Annotated in this window: 16 protein-coding genes; 4 read left to right on the plus strand and 12 right to left on the minus strand. The window is 72.8% G+C overall.

The genetic code is table 11. From position 1 onward, the window contains the following. Window positions 1-47: 47 nt before the first annotated feature. From ASG96_RS21230 to ASG96_RS21240, 3 genes are all read right to left on the minus strand, one after another. The gene (locus ASG96_RS21230) at window positions 48-986 is read right to left on the minus strand and encodes a glycosyltransferase family 4 protein (protein ID WP_235509261.1); all 939 of its coding nucleotides are present in this window, start codon (window positions 984-986) and stop codon (window positions 48-50) included. Between the two features lie 110 nt (window positions 987-1,096). After that, window positions 1,097-1,495 (minus strand): 6-carboxytetrahydropterin synthase, encoded by a 399-nt coding sequence (locus ASG96_RS21235; RefSeq protein ID WP_057589324.1) that lies wholly within the window; start codon window positions 1,493-1,495, stop codon window positions 1,097-1,099. Between the two features lie 12 nt (window positions 1,496-1,507). Beyond that, window positions 1,508-2,500 carry a zinc-binding alcohol dehydrogenase gene (locus ASG96_RS21240; protein ID WP_057589325.1) on the minus strand — a complete coding sequence of 331 codons (993 nt, stop codon included), beginning with the start codon at window positions 2,498-2,500 and terminating at the stop codon, window positions 1,508-1,510. 92 nt (window positions 2,501-2,592) lie between these two features. Here ASG96_RS21240 and ASG96_RS23500 point away from each other — a divergent pair, with 92 nt between their 5' ends. The 4 genes from ASG96_RS23500 to ASG96_RS21260 all read left to right on the plus strand — a co-directional run bounded on the left by ASG96_RS23500 (window position 2,593) and on the right by ASG96_RS21260 (window position 6,848). Further along, on the plus strand, window positions 2,593-3,375 hold the full coding sequence (locus tag ASG96_RS23500) for a CDP-alcohol phosphatidyltransferase family protein (protein ID WP_235506377.1): 783 nt from the start codon (window positions 2,593-2,595) through the stop codon (window positions 3,373-3,375). Beyond that, window positions 3,372-5,078, plus strand: a complete 1,707-nt coding sequence (locus tag ASG96_RS22965) for a CDP-alcohol phosphatidyltransferase (RefSeq protein ID WP_235509262.1) — start codon at window positions 3,372-3,374, stop codon at window positions 5,076-5,078. The genes ASG96_RS23500 and ASG96_RS22965 overlap by 4 nt, the downstream gene beginning before the upstream one ends. A gap of 96 nt (window positions 5,079-5,174) precedes the next feature. Continuing rightward, entirely contained in the window at window positions 5,175-5,564 is a 390-nt protein-coding gene (locus tag ASG96_RS21255; protein WP_056751963.1) for a hypothetical protein, read from the plus strand. A gap of 96 nt (window positions 5,565-5,660) precedes the next feature. Next, window positions 5,661-6,848: a hypothetical protein gene (locus ASG96_RS21260; protein WP_057589326.1), complete on the plus strand. Its 1,188-nt coding sequence runs from the start codon at window positions 5,661-5,663 to the stop codon at window positions 6,846-6,848. 27 nt (window positions 6,849-6,875) lie between these two features. Here the strand turns inward: ASG96_RS21260 and ASG96_RS21265 are convergent, their stop codons facing one another. The 9 genes from ASG96_RS21265 to ASG96_RS21300 form a co-directional block, all read right to left on the minus strand. After that, window positions 6,876-9,278, minus strand: coding sequence for a beta-glucosidase (locus ASG96_RS21265; protein ID WP_057589327.1), 2,403 nt, complete (start codon window positions 9,276-9,278; stop codon window positions 6,876-6,878). Between the two features lie 12 nt (window positions 9,279-9,290). Further along, window positions 9,291-9,383, minus strand: coding sequence for a hypothetical protein (locus ASG96_RS22970; RefSeq protein ID WP_235509263.1), 93 nt, complete (start codon window positions 9,381-9,383; stop codon window positions 9,291-9,293). Then, complete coding sequence (locus ASG96_RS21270) at window positions 9,380-9,739, minus strand: HAMP domain-containing sensor histidine kinase (protein ID WP_057589328.1); 360 nt, start codon at window positions 9,737-9,739, stop codon at window positions 9,380-9,382. Before ASG96_RS21270 ends, ASG96_RS22970 begins: the two co-directional genes overlap by 4 nt. A gap of 95 nt (window positions 9,740-9,834) precedes the next feature. After that, window positions 9,835-10,248, minus strand: coding sequence for a hypothetical protein (locus ASG96_RS21275; protein ID WP_057589329.1), 414 nt, complete (start codon window positions 10,246-10,248; stop codon window positions 9,835-9,837). A gap of 92 nt (window positions 10,249-10,340) precedes the next feature. Continuing rightward, window positions 10,341-11,510 carry an acyl-CoA dehydrogenase family protein gene (locus ASG96_RS21280; RefSeq protein WP_057589330.1) on the minus strand — a complete coding sequence of 390 codons (1,170 nt, stop codon included), beginning with the start codon at window positions 11,508-11,510 and terminating at the stop codon, window positions 10,341-10,343. A 96-nt stretch (window positions 11,511-11,606) separates the two neighbouring features. Beyond that, window positions 11,607-12,827 (minus strand): acyl-CoA dehydrogenase family protein, encoded by a 1,221-nt coding sequence (locus tag ASG96_RS21285; protein WP_057589331.1) that lies wholly within the window; start codon window positions 12,825-12,827, stop codon window positions 11,607-11,609. A gap of 2 nt (window positions 12,828-12,829) precedes the next feature. Beyond that, entirely contained in the window at window positions 12,830-13,876 is a 1,047-nt protein-coding gene (locus tag ASG96_RS21290) for a phosphotransferase family protein (protein ID WP_057589332.1), read from the minus strand. A gap of 1 nt (window position 13,877) precedes the next feature. After that, complete coding sequence (fabG, locus tag ASG96_RS21295; protein WP_056751936.1) at window positions 13,878-14,648, minus strand: 3-oxoacyl-ACP reductase FabG; 771 nt, start codon at window positions 14,646-14,648, stop codon at window positions 13,878-13,880. Continuing rightward, window positions 14,645-15,430 (minus strand): SDR family oxidoreductase, encoded by a 786-nt coding sequence (locus tag ASG96_RS21300; protein ID WP_056751932.1) that lies wholly within the window; start codon window positions 15,428-15,430, stop codon window positions 14,645-14,647. Before ASG96_RS21300 ends, fabG begins: the two co-directional genes overlap by 4 nt. Window positions 15,431-15,458: the final 28 nt, after the last annotated feature.

The following is a 15,458-nucleotide window of genomic DNA, read 5'->3' on the forward strand; positions in this document are numbered from 1 at the left end:
CTGCCCGGGACCCCTGATGGTGACGACGTCCGTGTCGACGATCGGGTTCAGCCGGCCCGTACCCCGTCGAGCACGGCCGAGACGTGGTCCACCGTGTCCGACCACGGCACAAGGGTCTCGCATCGCGCGACCGCCCGTCGTCGCAACCGCTCACGCAGGTCGCCGTCGTTCAGCCAGGACCGGAGGGCGGCCGCCAGCGCGCCGGGACGACCGGCCGGCACGAGCAGGCCCGGCGGGCCGTCGCCGGCCTCCCCGAGCGCCTCGGACACCCCGCCGACGTGAGAGGCCAGCACCGGGACACCACGAGCGAGGGCCTCGGTCACGACCATCCCGTACGTCTCGACGAGGGAGGGCAGCACGAGGAGGTCGGCGGCGGCATACGCCTCCTCGAGGTCCGCGCCACCGAGGGGGCCCACGAGGCGCACGCGATCGGTGAGCCCCGACGCCGCGAGCCGTCGACGCAGTCCGTCGACGAGCGCCGGCTCACGCGTGAGTGCGCCGGCCAGGACGCACGACCACGTCAGGTCGCGCACGAGGGCGAGCGCCACCACGAGCTCGGCCTGCCCCTTGAGCGCGGTCACGGCACCGACGCACAACAGGCGCCCGCCGTCGCGCGAGCCCGCGGCCAGGGGCGCACGGTCGACCCCGGGTCGGGCGACGTGCACGAGCCCGGGAGGGAGGGCGTACGCGTCGAGCAGCACGTCTCGCGTCCAGGCACTCGTCGTGACGACGGCCGTCGCCACCGAAAGCACCTGCTGCTCCCCCGCGGCCGCTGCGGCGTCGGCCGACCCGAGCGGCAGGTGCACGAGCACGACAAGACGGACGCGGTCCGCCGCCGGCACGAGGACCTCGTCGGCGGCGCACGCGACGAGACCGTCGACGAGCAGCACGGCGTCCGCGGGGACCGCATCGACGACCTCGGCCAGACGCGCCAGAGCCGCCGCGTCCGGTCGCGGCCAGGCTCCGGGCACCGCATGCTCGGTCACCACCCGGCCCGCGGTCCTCAACCCGTCGATCACCCTGCGGTCGTAGGTGTTTCCCCCGCTCGGCCGGGTGGGGTCGTCGATCCCGTCCGGGACGACCGCGTGGACCTCGCTCAGAGGTCGCACTCGTAGCTCGCCCACGCGACGTGCGACTCGTGGAGCGTCACGACGAGCCCGGTCACCTGGTCGGTGGCGCCGCCGAGGTCGCCGGCGCGCACCCGGTCCGCGACCCGCTCGGCGACCGTGCGGGCCAGCACCTCGGTCGAGGTGTTGACGCCCGCGAAGTCCGGATCGTCGTCGAGGTTGCGGTAGCCGAGGGCACCGACGACCTCGCGGACGTGCCGGGTCGCCAGGCCGATGTCGACGAGGATGTCGTCGCGGTCGAGCTCGGGTCCACGGAAGGTCACGTCGACGACGAACGTCGCCCCGTGCAGCCGCTGGGCCGGGCCGAACACCTCCCCGCGGAAGCTGTGCGCGATCATCATGTGGTCCCGGACGGTCACGCTGAACATCGGCTCCCCGCTTCAGTCGGTGGGTCGGTAGGAGATGGTGTGGCAGATGGCCGGCAGGGTGCCGTCCGCGAGACGAGGCATGAGGGCGGGCAGCTCCTCGAACGGCGAGTCACCGGTCAGCAGGGCATCGAAGGCGGGATCGCGCAGGAGGCCGACGGCGAGCGTCAGGCGCTCGGCATACGAGTAGCGCGAGCGCCGCGCTGCCGCAACGGAACCGACCTGACTGGCACGGATGCGGAGCCGTGACGAGTGGAACGACCCACCGAGCGACAGCTCGACCCGCGTGTCGCCGTACCAGCTGAGGTCGAGCACGGTCGCCTCCGGCGCGAGGAGGTCGAGCGAGAGCTGGAGCCCCGCGCCCGTCGCGCTGGTGTGGACGACGAGGTCGTGGTCTCCGTGCGCGTCCGCGAGGTCGTCGGGTCGCGCGAAGGCGACACCGAGACGCGCGGCCACCGGCTCGCGGGCCGGGTCCACGTCGACGAGGGTCGCCCGGCAGCCGGGGATCGCGGCGAGCAGGCGCGCGACGCAGCATCCGACCATCCCCGCCCCGACGACGGCCACCCGGTCACCGATTCGGGGGGCGGCGTCCCAGAGCGCGTTGACGGCCGTCTCGACCGTGCCCGCGAGCACGGCCCGCCGTGCCGGCACGTCGTCGGGCACGACGACCACCGACTCGACCGGCACGACGTATGCCGTCTGGTGCGGGTGCAGGCAGAAGACCGTCCGCCCGAGGAGCGCCGAAGGCCCCTCGTCGACGACGCCGACACCGAGGTAGCCGTACTTCACCGGACCGGGGAAGTCGCCCTCCTGGTGCGGGGCGCGCATGACGGCGTACTGGTCCTCGGGCACGGCGCCACGGAAGACGATGGTCTCGGTGCCACGGCTCACCCCCGAGTGCAGCGCCCGCACGAGCACCTCGCCGGAACCGGGTGCGGGCACGGTGACCGGCCGGATCTCGCCCCTGCCGGGCTCGACCACCCAGAACGCCCGCGCATCGGTGGACACGCGACCAGACTAGGGCTGTCCGTGAACTCCGACGGTGACGACGGCGTCCTTGGATGAAACCTCTCAAGCACGGTGGAGGCGCAGTGCGTCACGTGACCCCTCACGGCCCGTTCCTCGGGCTCGTCGGCGTGCTGACCCTGCTCGCCGTCCTGGACCGGGGCGGCGATTTGGGTGCCGTCGGCTGGGCCGTCGGCCTGGCGTGCGGCGTGGCGCTGTGCGTCCTGCTCGGTGCCGGGCTCGTCCGCGCCTCGCGTCCTCGCCTCCTGCCCGCCGACCGGGTCACCCTGTCTCGGGCGGTCCTCGTGTGCGGCGTCGCGGCTCTGGTCGCGGACACCGTCGCTCAACCCGCCGGCACCCACGAGACCACCGGCGTCCTGGTGGCCCTGGCCGCGGTCGCCCTCGTCCTCGACGCCGTGGACGGCCGCGTCGCGCGCCGCACCGGCACCGTGCACCCCCTCGGAGCCCGCTTCGACATGGAGACCGACGCCTTCCTCATCCTCGTCCTCAGCGCATACGTCGCGCGGGACCTCGGGTGGTGGGTGATGGGCGTCGGGGCGGCCCGTTACCTCCTGCTGCTCGTCGCCCTCGCCGCGCGCTGGGCGCCGTGGCTGCGTGGGCAGGTCCCGGCGCTGCTCTGGCGCAAGGTCGTCGCGGCCTACCAGGGCATCGTGCTCACGGTGGCCGCTGCCGGCATCCTCCCGGCGGCCGTCGCCTCGCTCGCCGTCGGCACCGGGCTGGGACTGCTCGCCGTCTCGTTCGGAACCGAGATCGTGACGCTGCGGCGGCTGTCGCTGCCCCGGCCGACGGAGGTCGAGACCCTCGCTGCCTGGCCGGGCGTCGGGCCGAGCGCCGTCGACGCGCGCGTGCTGCCGTGACCGCGCCGACGACGCGCACGACGCACACGGCGCCCACCCCGCGCATCACGGGCGCGACGACGCGACGAGCGGCCGGCCACGCCCTGACCGTGCTCGCGGTCCTGCTCGTGTGGGTGACGCTCGTGGCACCGAACCCGGCGGTGGGCTGGACGCCGACGCCCCTCGCGCTCCTGCGTGTCCCCGTCGAGGCCCTGCTCCTCGTCGCCGCACTCCTCGCCCTGCGCGGAACCGCCGCGCGGTGGTTCGCGATCGTCGTCGGGCTCGTCCTCGGAGTACTCCTCGTCGTGCGGGTCCTCGACGCGGCCTTCCTCGCCACGCTCTACCGGGCGTTCAACCCGCTGACCGACTGGCGCTACGCCGGCTCCGCCACCGACCTCCTCGGCGAGTCGACCGGTCCCGTGACCGCGGTGCTGGCCGCCGTCGCGGCCGGGCTGGTCCTGCTCGCGCTGGTCGCCCTGACCCCGCTGGCCGTGCGACGGGTCGGGCTGCTCGTCGACCGGCACCGCACGGGCGCGCTGCGAGCCCTCGGGGCCGCGACCGTCGCCTGGCTCGTCTGCGCCTCTTTGGGACTCGGTGCCACCACCGACCTGCCCGTGGCCTCGTCGAGCACCGTGGCCCTCGCCGCCCGCGAGATCACGTCCGTGCGCGACGGCCTGCACGACCAGGACGTCTTCGCCGCCCAGATCGCCGTCGACCCGTTCCACGACACCCCTCCGGGCGACCTGCTGACCGCGCTGCGCGGCAAGGACGTCGTCGTCGTCTTCGTCGAGAGCTACGGCAAGGTCGCCGTCGACGAGAGCCCTGACGTGGCAAGGGCGCTCGCAGCCGGGACGAGCGGGCTCGAGGCCTCCGGCTACACGACGCGCAGCGCCTGGCTCACGTCCCCGACGTTCGGCGGGATCAGCTGGCTCGCCCACTCGACCCTCCAGTCGGGCCTCTGGGTGAGCAGCCAGCAGCGCTACGACCAGCTGCTCGACACCGCCACGTCGGCCTCCCGACGCCTCACCCTGGCCGAGGCCTTCTCACGCGCCGGTTGGCGCACCGTCGACGTCATCCCGGCCAACCGCCACGACTGGCCCGAGGGCAAGGCCTTCTACGGCTACGACGCCGTCTACGACGCGCGCACCCTGGGCTATGCCGGGCCGGGCTTCGGCTACGCACCCATGCCCGACCAGTACACCCTGTCGGCCTTCGACCGGCTGGAGCTCGAGAGTCGCCCACCGGGCGGCCGCCCTCCCGTCATGGCCGAGATCGACCTCGTGACGAGCCACGTCCCGTGGGCCCCGCTGCCCCGGCTCGTCGACTGGGCCGCCGTCGGCGACGGCTCCACCTTCCTCGCCCAGGCCGGACAGGCCCGGCCACGCGACGCCGTGTGGAGCAGCACCGCCGGGGTGCGGACGGCATACGGCCAGACCGTCGCCTACTCCCTCGACAGCGTCGTGTCGTTCCTGCGCGGGACCCACGACGACGACCTCGTCGTCGTCGTGCTGGGCGACCACCAGCCGGTCAGCATCGTCTCCGGTGACCACGCCGGGCACGACGTGCCCGTCAGCATCGTCTCCCGGGACCCGGCCGTGCTCGACCGCATCTCCAGGTGGGGCTGGCAGGACGGGCTGCGGCCCGGCCCCACCGCGCCGGTCTGGCCCATGGACCGCTTCCGCGACCGTTTCCTCACCGCCTACGGGCCCGGCGCCGGAGGCTGAACCTCTCCCCCCGTCGAGACGTCTTCAGGGGAAGGGAGTCCAACACCGCGACGCCAACGGGACGCCGCGGCGCGACCCGGACGACAGGAGCGCATCATGAGACTCCGAGGCGTGGGAGCGGTGGCGTTGCTCGTCTCCGCCGGAGTGCACCTCTACCTGTGGTTCGACGGGGTGCGCAACCAGACCGTGGGGCCGATGTTCCTCATCAACGTCGTCGCCGGTGTGGTCATCGCGATCCTGCTGCTCCGCTGGGAGCACTGGGTGCCCGCCTTCCTCACCGCCGGTTTCGGGGCCGCGACGCTCGGGGCCTTCATCATCGCCTCCACCGTCGGGCTGCTCGGCGTGCACACCGTCTGGGCGGGCGGATCGGTCTGGACGGCGGCCGTGGCCGAGGTCGTCTGCATCGTCGTGGGCGGCCTCCTGCTGCTGCGCGGTCGATCGGTGACCCCGCAGCTGGCCCGCCCGGCCAAGCGCCACCCGGCCTGAGGCTCACCCGCATCGGGGGATGCGTGCGGGGTCGGCGCCACGGGACGCTCGACGGACAGGCCTGACGCCTGCATCGCGAGAGTCCCGGAGGTCGACATGCCTGCACGCCTGCGCTCGGTGCTGGCAGCCGTGCTCATCGTCATCGGCGTCGTGCTCGTGCCCGTCGGGGTGACGGCGACGTGGCTGCGCACGACGGTGACCGACACCGACAACTGGGTCGAGACCGTGACACCGCTCGCCACCGACCCGGCCGTGACCGCGTTCGTCGAGGACCGTGCGACGGCACGCGTCCTGGTCGCCATCAGCGACCAGCACCTGGTCGACCGAGCCCTGGAGGCGCTCGAGGCCGGAGGCCGACCGGCCGCAGCACGAGCACTCGGGCTGCTCAAAGCTCCCCTCGCGGCCCAGGTCGAGCAGGTCGTGCGCCGTGTCGTCACCGCCGTCGTCGGGAGCGACCAGTTCGCCACGGTCTGGGTCGCCGCCAACCAGGTCTCGCACGCCCAGCTCGTCGCCGTGCTCTCGCGGTCACCCGACGGCGCCATCGTCGACAACGGGACCGACGTCAGCATCGACATCGGCAACATCGTCGAGCCCATCGAGCAGCGTCTCGTCGCCGCAGGGGTCCCGCTCGTCGACAAGCTGCCGCCGATCACCGTCTCGGTCCCCCTGCTGCCCAGCAGCGACCTCGACACCGCGCGTACCGCCTACAACGCCCTGCGCGTCGGCGGAGTCGCGCTGCCGCTGCTGGCCATCGCGTTCATCGCGGGCGGGGTCGCGATGGCACGCGACCGCCGACGAGCACTGGTACGCGTGGGGCTCGGTGCCGCCGTCGCCTGCGTCGTGCTCGTGCTGGGGCTGTCGTTCGCCCGCTCGCACGTGGCGAGCAGCCTGCCGCCCGGGGCCTCCGCAGCCGCGGTCTCCATCATCGACACCCTCACCGAAGGGCTGCGCCAGATGGTGCGCGTCGTCGTCGCCTTCTTCCTCGTGATGGTGCTCGTCGCGCTCGTCGTGGGCCCGTCGCGCGGGGCCCGCCGGGTGCGGTCACTGGCCGTCGCCGGCTGGGACGGTGCGCGGGGCGGGATGGACCGCGCCGCCGGCACGCCCCTCGCGATCCCGGTCGCCATCGGGGTCGCCGTCCTCTGCGTCCTCGTCGTGGTCTTCGCCGGCGATCTCGGCACCGGCTGGACGATCCTGCTCGCCGTCGTCGCCGGCCTGGCGCTGATCGTCGCGGCCCTCGCCGGTCGGGGCGCGGCCCAGGTCAGCGGCTCGGCCGGGGGACCATGACGCCGGAGGACCCTTCCTCGACCAGGCTCAGCGCCATGGCAGGCGGGCTCTGACGTCCCCGAGACCGCGCGCGACGAGCACGGTCCCCCCGCCCTCGAGGCGAGCCCAGGATCCCGAGGTGGCGTCCCAGCGACGCCACATCCGTTCGTCGCACCGCACGTCCACGGTCGCGCTGGCACCGGAGTCGACCTCGACGGCGGACCAGCCGACGAGTCGCACCGGCTGGGTGGGGTCGCCGGGCTCGAGGTAGACCTGCACGACCTCGCGGGAGGTGCGGTCCGAGGTGTTGGTGACGGTCGCCGAGACCACGACAGCGGCGTCCTCGGTGGAGGACACGGCGACGTCGGAGTAGTCCCACGCCCCGTATCCCAGGCCGTGGCCGAACCAGAGGGTCGGTGCGGGAGCCCGGCCCGCGTGGTGTCCGCGGTACCCGACGAAGGGGCCCTCGGCGTACTCCACCGCCCCGTCGACCGGGGTGACGCCCCATGCCGGAGAGGCGCCGTCGGCCGCGGGGTAGGACGTGACGAGCCGCCCCGAGGGCTCGATGTCACCGACCAGGGCCGAAGCCACGGCATGACCGCCCTCCTGACCCGGGATGCCGGCGACGAGGACGGCGTCCACCTCGCCGAACCACGGCATCAGCACGGGGGTGGCTGCGTTGACGACCACGACGGTCCGACTCGCCACCGCCGCGACGGCGGCGACGAGGTCGTCCTGACGTCCCGGGAGGGCAAGCGTGGTCTTGTCGACGGCCTCGGTCTCCTGCTCCTCGGTCAGTCCCACGACGACCACCGCGACCTCGGCCGCCGCCGCAGCGGTCGCCGCGTCGGCAATGACGTCGCTGGCAGGGCGCGGCGCCTGGCGGGCCACGACAGAGAGCCGGCCGAACGGCGCGCCGGTCGACCGTCGTTCGGCCACCAGCTCGACCGGGCCGGCGGAGTCGACGACCGTCGTCCAGCCGGGCGGGGTCAGGAGCGCCTCGCCGACGTCGCCGCTCGACAGACCGAGCGTGACGTCATGCGCGACGCCGTCGACGCGCACCGTCCACGCGCCGACGCCCACGACGCCGACCTCGCGGGGCCCGTTGCCCGCGACGACCGCCTCGAGCCGGATCACGGCCGGGACCTCGGGCAACCCGTCGTCGAAGCCGAACGAGACCGTCGCGTCATCGACGTGGCGGTCGACGACGACCACGCCGTCGGCGGTCGTCGCGGTGAAGTGGATGCCCGCCGCGCCGCCCTGGGGGTCGGTCACGACGTCGAGGTCGGCCGGCACAGGACGCGATCGCACCTCGACGCCGTCGACGACGTCGACGTCGGCGAGGCGGGCCGCCAGCGCCTCGGCCACGCTGATCTGATGCGGCGGCCTCACCTGGGCGGAGCCGCCACCCATGTCGATGGTCCGGGTCGCGTGTCGCCCGATGAGCGCGACCCGTGTCGCCCTGTCCAGGGGCAGGCTGCCGTCGTTGCGCACGACCGTCATCCCTCGCGCAGCGATCCTCTCGAGCTGCTGCCGGCGCACGGGGTCGGTCGGCGTCGGGCAGTCCGCCGACCACGCGCGGCCACCGTCGAGGGCTCCGACCCGACCTGCGAGTCGGAGCAGCCGGCGAAGGTGGTCGTCGACGGTGGACTCGTCCACGTCGCCGCTCTCGACGGCGGCGACGAGCGCTGCGCCCCAAGGCCCGTCGGGCCCGGGCATGACGAGGTCGAGGCCACCGTTGGCGGCCGCGGCGGCCGACTTCGTGGCGAACCAGTCGGACATGAGGAGGCCGTCCCAACCCCACTCCCCCTTGACGATGCCGTTGTTGACGGCGTCCTGCTCGGTCGCGGGCACGCCGTTGACGTCGTTGTAGGCGGCCATGATCGACCAGGGGTGGGAGTCCTCGACGGCGATCTCGAAAGGCAGCAGGTAGAGCTCGCGGAGCGTCGACTCGTCCACGACGCTGTTGACCGTGTGTCGTTCCGTCTCGGACTCGTTGGCCACGAGATGCTTGAGACACGCGCCGATACCGTTGCCCTGCAAGCCTTTCACGTATGCCGCAGCGAGCCGTCCAGTGAGCAGCGGGTCCTCCGAGTACGCCTCGAAGAGACGGCCCCCGAGGGGCGAGCGGTGCAGGTTGATGGTCGGGCCGAGCACGACGTGGATGTGCTGTCGCTCCGCCTCCTCGGCCAGCACCTGGCCGACCTCGTGGGCGAGGTCCTCGTCCCACGCGGAGGCGATGAGGGTGGCGTTGGGCATCAGCGCCACCTCGTCACCACCGACGAACTCGAGACCACGAACTCCGGTCGGCCCGTCGGAGAAGGCCATCGTGCCGAGGCCGATGGAGTCGTCGCCCTGCAGCGTGAACATCGTGGCGCCGGTCAGCAGGCGCACCTTGCCCTCGAGGTCGAGCGCGGCGATGCGGGCGTCCAGGTCGGTGTCGTCGGTCATGGGACCAGCCTCTCAGGCGCGTCCGTGAGCCGGTAGCAGGAGCCTGATGCTCGTCCCCCGGCCGAGCTCGGACTCGACGTCGATCCGCCCACCGTGCCTCGTCACGACACGCTGCGCGATGCTGAGGCCGAGACCGGTGCCCGGAACCTGGAAGGCCTGCGGGTTGGTCCCGCGGAAGAGCTCCGCTTCACGGCGTTGCTGACGAGGTTCTGCACGACCCGCTCCAGGTCTCCGGCGCTGCCACGGACGAGCGGCAGCCGCTCCTCGAGGTCGACGTCGGCCTCGGGCATGGCCCGGTCGGGGTCGCTGACCCGGGAGAGGGTCAACAGGTCGTCGACGAGGCTCTGCAGCCGCTCGGTGTTGCGCTCGATGACCCCGAGTGACCGGTCGCCGTTGCCGTCGGGCTCCTGCCGGAGCAGCTCGACGTGCTCCAGCCGACGCGCAGCACGGGCTGCAGCCATCTCCGCGGACCTCAGTGACTCATGATGTCGCAGAGCGGGCGCCAATCCGGCAAAAGGGACTTTTCACACCACGCGTCCCGCGGTGTGGCGCCGGGTCACCAGCCGGACTGCATGGCCGAGTGTTCGGGGGCGGGGGTGCGGGTCAGCTGGAGGAAGCCCCCGGGCATGTCGCGCCGCTCGATGGCGCGCCGCGTCAGCCCCTTCGCCGCGGCCAGGGCGACGGTCTTGTCGACGAACGTGGGGTCGGTGCACGTGAACTCGCGCCCCTTCCACCGGATGGTGCAGCCGTCCGCCGCACGCACGTTGCGGACCCAGTCGGTGCCGCGCCCCCACGGCAGGCCGATGACGAAGGTCGTCGGCGTGGGGATGACGGCGATCGGCGTGGAGTAGTCCTTGCCGCTCGAGCGGCCCTGGTGGCGCAGCACCGCCCAGAGCGGGAAGAAGCGGTGCCCGGCGAGCCGGACGGCGACCTTGTTGAACTGCTTCGCGGATGCGGGTGGGCCTGCCATGCCCTCAGCATGCTCCTCGCGAGCCCCGCCATGGGCCCTTTGCCGAGGACGTATGCCGAGGACGTATGCCGCCGGGCCGGGTCCGCCGCACGTCAGCCCAGGTGCCCGCGGACCGACACGTGCCCCTTGAGCAGGTTGCGCGCGATGGTGCGGCGCTGGATCTCGTCGGTGCCCTCGTAGATGCGCAGCAGCCGCAGCTCGCGGTACCACCGCTCGACGGGCAGCTCGCGGGTGTAGCCCATCCCGCCGTGCATCTGGAGCACGCGGTCGACGATCTCGTTGGCCTTGACGCCGCCGTAGAGCTTGGCCATCGACTGCGACTGGCGCGAGTCGAGGCCGCGGTCGACCTGCCAGGCGGCGGTCAGCACGAGCCAGCGCAGGGCCTCGATCTCGACGGCGGAGTCGGCGACCATCCACTGGATGGCCTGGCGCTCGGCGATCGGCTGGCCGAAGGTGACGCGGTTGCGGGCCCACTCCATGCCCATCTCGACGAGCCGCTCGCACGACCCGAGGGCGTGGGCCGGCAGCATGTAGCGGCCCTTGCCGATCCACCGCATCGCGAGGTCGAAGCCCGTGCCCTCCTCGCCGAGGATCGCCGAGTGCGGCACCCGGACGTCCTCGAAGACGAGCGCGGCAGGTCCCCACTCGCCCATCGTGTCGATCGGGGTGCTCGTCCAGCCGCGGTCGCGGTCGACGAGGAAGCACGTGACGCCACCGTCGGCGCCCTTCTCCTTGTCCGTCACGGCGAACACCATGACGAAGTCGGCCTCGTTGCCGCCGGTGATGAAGGTCTTCTCCCCGTTGATGACCCACTCGTCGCCCTCGCGTCGGGCGCTCGTGCGGATGGCGCGTGCGTCGGAGCCGGCGCCGGGCTCGGTGATCGCGAAGCACGACCTCCGGGTGCCCTCGATCGTCGGGCGGAGGTAGGTGTCCTGCTGCTCCTCGGTGGCCGAGAAGAGGATGTTGTCGGCCTCGCCGGCGAAGCGGAACGGCACGAACGACCGGCCGAGCTCGATCTCGATGAGCGCCGCGACGACGGCGCCCTGCCCCATGCCGCCGTGGCTCTCGGGCGTCTGGATGCCGAAGAAGCCGGACGAGCGGGCCTTGTCCTGAAGGCCCTTCAGCTCCTCGGCGGTGAGGCCACGCTGGTTCCGTCGCTCGCGCTCGAGCACCTGCGGCTCGAGCGGCACGATCTCCTTGCGCACGAAGGTGCGCACCCAGTCGCGGATCTCGCGCTCCTCGGCGCTGAGGTCGAAGTCCATCGTCGGTCCCTTCGTCGTGCGGTCGGGTGGGTCGTGCGGGTGACGTGCGGGGTGGCCTGCCGTGACGAGTGCGGGGGCGTATGCCGTCTCGCGCGGTCAGCGGGCGGCATACCTCCGCAGCTCGGCCTTGGCGAGGGCGTTCTTGTGCACCTCGTCGGGTCCGTCGGCGAAGCGCAGCGTGCGGATGCCGGCGAAGGCGGCGGCCAGCTCGGTGTCCTGGCTGAGGCCGGCGGCGCCGTGGGTCTGGATGGCCTTGTCGAGGATCCACTCGACGGTCTTGGGCGTCGCGATCTTGATCGCCTGGATCTCGGTGTGCGCGCCCTTGTTGCCGACGGTGTCCATGAGCCAGGCGGTCTTGAGGACGAGCAGGCGCAGCTGCTCGATGCGCACCCGGGACTCGGCGATCCAGTCGCGCACGACGCCCTGCTCGGCGATGGGCCGGCCGAAGGCGACGCGCTCGGACGCCCGGCGGCACATGGCCTCGATGGCGACCTCGGCGAGACCGATCGAGCGCATGCAGTGGTGGATGCGGCCCGGCCCGAGCCGGGCCTGCGCGATGGCGAAGCCGGTGCCCTCCTCGCCGATGAGGTTGCTGGCGGGCACGCGCACGGCCGTGAAGCGCAGCTCGGCGTGCCCGCCGTGGTCGTGGTCGTCGTAGCCGAAGACCTCCATGCCGCGGACGACCTCGACGCCGGGCGCGTCGCGCGGGACGAGGACCATCGACTGCTGGCGGTGCCGGTCGGCCGCGGGGTCGGTCTTGCCCATGACGATGAGGACCTCGCACTCGGGGTTCATCGCCCCGGTGATCCACCACTTGCGCCCGTTGATGACGTAGTCGTCGCCGTCGCGGCGGATGCTCGTGCCGATGTTGGTGGCGTCGCTGCTCGCGACGTCGGGCTCGGTCATCGCGAACGCCGAGCGGATCTCGCCGCGCAGCAAGGGTTTCAGCCAGCGCTCCTGCTGCTCGGCGTTGCCGAACTGGGCGAGCACCTCCATGTTGCCGGTGTCGGGGGCAGCGCAGTTGAGGACCGCCGGCGCGAGGCGGATGGAGCGGCCGGTGATCTCGGCGAGCGGCGCGTACTGGAGGTTCGTCAGACCGGCGCCGTGCTCGCCGGGGAGGAAGACGTTCCACAGGCCGAGGTCGCGGGCCTCCTGCCGGAGGTCCTGCAGGACGGGGGCGGTGCTCCACGCCCACGGGTCGGGCAGCGCCGAGACCTGCGCGTCGAAGACGGGCAGCGACGGCACGATGCGCTCGTCCATGAAGCCGAGCAGCTCCTGGCGCAGCTCCTCGGTGCGGGCGTCGAATAGGAAGTCCATGTTCAGCTCTCCTTGACGGCGGCGAGACCGGCCGTGACGAGCGGGACGGTGGCCTCGCCGATGCTGGCGAAGCCGCTGCCGACCGTCTGGCCCTGGGTGTAGCGGTAGTGGATGCCCTCGAGGATGACCGCGAGCTTGAAGTAGGCGAGCCCGAGGTGGAACGAGAGGTGGCCGAGGTCGCGCCCGCTCGCGGCGGCGTACCGCTGGCGCAGCTCGGGCCCGCTGATGAAGCCCGGCGTCCGCGAGACGTCGGAGACGGCGACGCTGTCCATCATGAGCGGGAGCGTCTGGTACGCCTCGAGCAGGGCGACGTCGGTGAGCGGGTCCCCGAGCGTGGCCATCTCCCAGTCGAGCACGGCCGACACCTCGTCGTCGCTCGTGACGAGCAGGTTGTCGAGTCGGAAGTCACCATGAACTATCGTCGGATCGCCTTGCGCGGGAACGGATCCCGCGAGCCGCTCGTGCAGCTCGTCGATGCCCGGGAGGTCGCGGCTGCGGGATGCGTCGAGCTGCTGCTTCCACCGGCGCACCTGGCGCTCGAGGAAGCCGTCGGGACGTCCGAAGTCACCGAGACCGACCGACGCGGGTTCGACGGCGTGCAGGGCGACGAGGGTGTCGACCATGCGCTCGCTGATGGCGCGCACCCGCTCCGCGCCGAGGGGCTGGAGCTGTGCCTCGAAGCGGTAGGGGGTGCCCGCGACGCGCTCCATGACGTAGAACGGCGCCCCGATGACGTCGGGGTCCTCGCACACGGCATACGTCGTCGGGACGGGGACGGCGGTGTCGCGCAGGGCCGTGATGACGCGGTGCTCACGCCCCATGTCGTGGGCGGTGGCGAGCACGTGACCGAGCGGCGGCCGCCGCACGATGACGGTGCTCGTGCCGTCGCCCACCTCGTAGGTGAGGTTGGACTTGCCGCCCGCGACGACCCGCCCCGTGAGCGGTCCCTCGAGCAGGTCGGGGGCCGCGTCGGCGAGGAAGTCCCGGAGCCGGTCGAGCGGAAGGCCGGGCGGGTCCCCGTCGGGGGCGGTGTCGCGGGCGTCGGTCACGTCAGTCCTTCGGCCCGCCGGCGACGTAGATGACCTGGCCGGAGACGAAGCCGGCCTCGTCGCGCACGAGGAAGGAGGTCGTGGCGGCGATGTCCTCGGGCTGGCCGACGCGGGCGACCGGGATCTCCTTGGCCGCACCCTCGAGGAACTGCTCGAAGGTGATGCCCATGCGCTCGGCCGTCTGGCGCGTCATGTCGGTGGCGATGAAGCCGGGGGCGATGGCGTTGGCCGTGACGCCGAACTTGCCGAGCTCGATGGCGAGGGTCTTCGTGAAGCCCTGGAGGCCCGCCTTGGCGGCGGAGTAGTTGGCCTGGCCGCGGTTGCCGAGGGCCGAGGTCGAGCTGAGGTTGACGATGCGGCCGAACGTCGCGTCGATCATGTGCTTCTGGGTCGCCCGCGTCATGAGGAACGAGCCGCGGAGGTGGACGTTCATGACAGCGTCCCAGTCGTCGGCGCTCATCTTGAAGAGCATGTTGTCGCGGATGATGCCGGCGTTGTTGACGAGCACCGTCGGGGCGCCGAGCTCGGAGGCGACGCGGTCGACGGCCGCCTGCACGGCCGCCTCGTCCGACACGTCGACGGCGACCGCGAGGCCCTTGCCACCCGCAGCCTCGATCTCGGAGACGACTGCGGCACAGGCGGACTCGTCGAGGTCGAGGACGGCGACGGCAAACCCGTCGGAGGCGAGCCGCTTGGCCACCGCGGCGCCGATGCCGCGCGCGGCCCCGGTGACGATGGCGGTGCGCTGGGAGGTGTTCGGCTGGTCGGTCATGCGTTCTCCTGCTGGTCGGCGGTCTGGTGGTCGAGCTTCTGCTGGAGCCGGTTCATGCCGGCGAGCCAGGCGTCGGGGTGGGCGGCGCGCAGCGCGTAGTAGTCGCGCACCTCGGGGTGCGGGAGCACGTAGAAGTCGTCGGTCGCGAGCGCCCGCCACGCGGCCTCGGCGACCTCGTCGGCGGTCAGCGTCGCGTCGAGGGTGAGCAGGTCCTTGAGCGGGCCGGAACCGTCGAGCATGCGGGTCTGCACGCCCTGCGGGCAGATCGCCTGGACGACGATCCCGCGGTGGCGGTAGGTCGCGCTCAACCACTCGGCGAAGGCGACGGCGCCGTGCTTGCTCACGGAGTAGGGCGCGTCGCCGAGCATCGTCAGCAGCCCGGCCGCCGACGCGGTGACGACGAGCCGGCCTCCGCCGGCGTCGAGCCAGCGGGGCACGAGGTGCCGGGCGGCGCGCACGTGCGCGAGGACGTTGGTCTCGAGGGTGCGGGCCCACTCCTCGTCGGAGGCGTCGAGCCCGGCCAGCGTCCCGATCCCCGCGTTGGCGAAGAAGACGTCGACGCTCCCGAAGGTCTCGTATGCCGTGTCGACGAGGTGGCGCACGCCGGCGTCGGTCGACGTGTCGCCGGGGACGGCGAGGGCGCCGATCGCCTCGGCCGTCGCCGAGAGCTCGGCGGCGTCGAGGTCTGCCACGACGACCTGCCGGCCCTCGCGGGCCAGACGGGTGGCGATGGCGCGGCCGATCCCCCGGGCTGCTCCGGTGACGACGGCGGTGTCGGGCATGCTGCTCCTCGCGATGGACTAAGCGCTT

The sequence above is a fragment of the Terrabacter sp. Soil810 genome (genome assembly GCF_001429645.1).
In the GTDB taxonomy this organism is placed as follows: Bacteria; Actinomycetota; Actinomycetes; order Actinomycetales; family Dermatophilaceae; genus Terrabacter.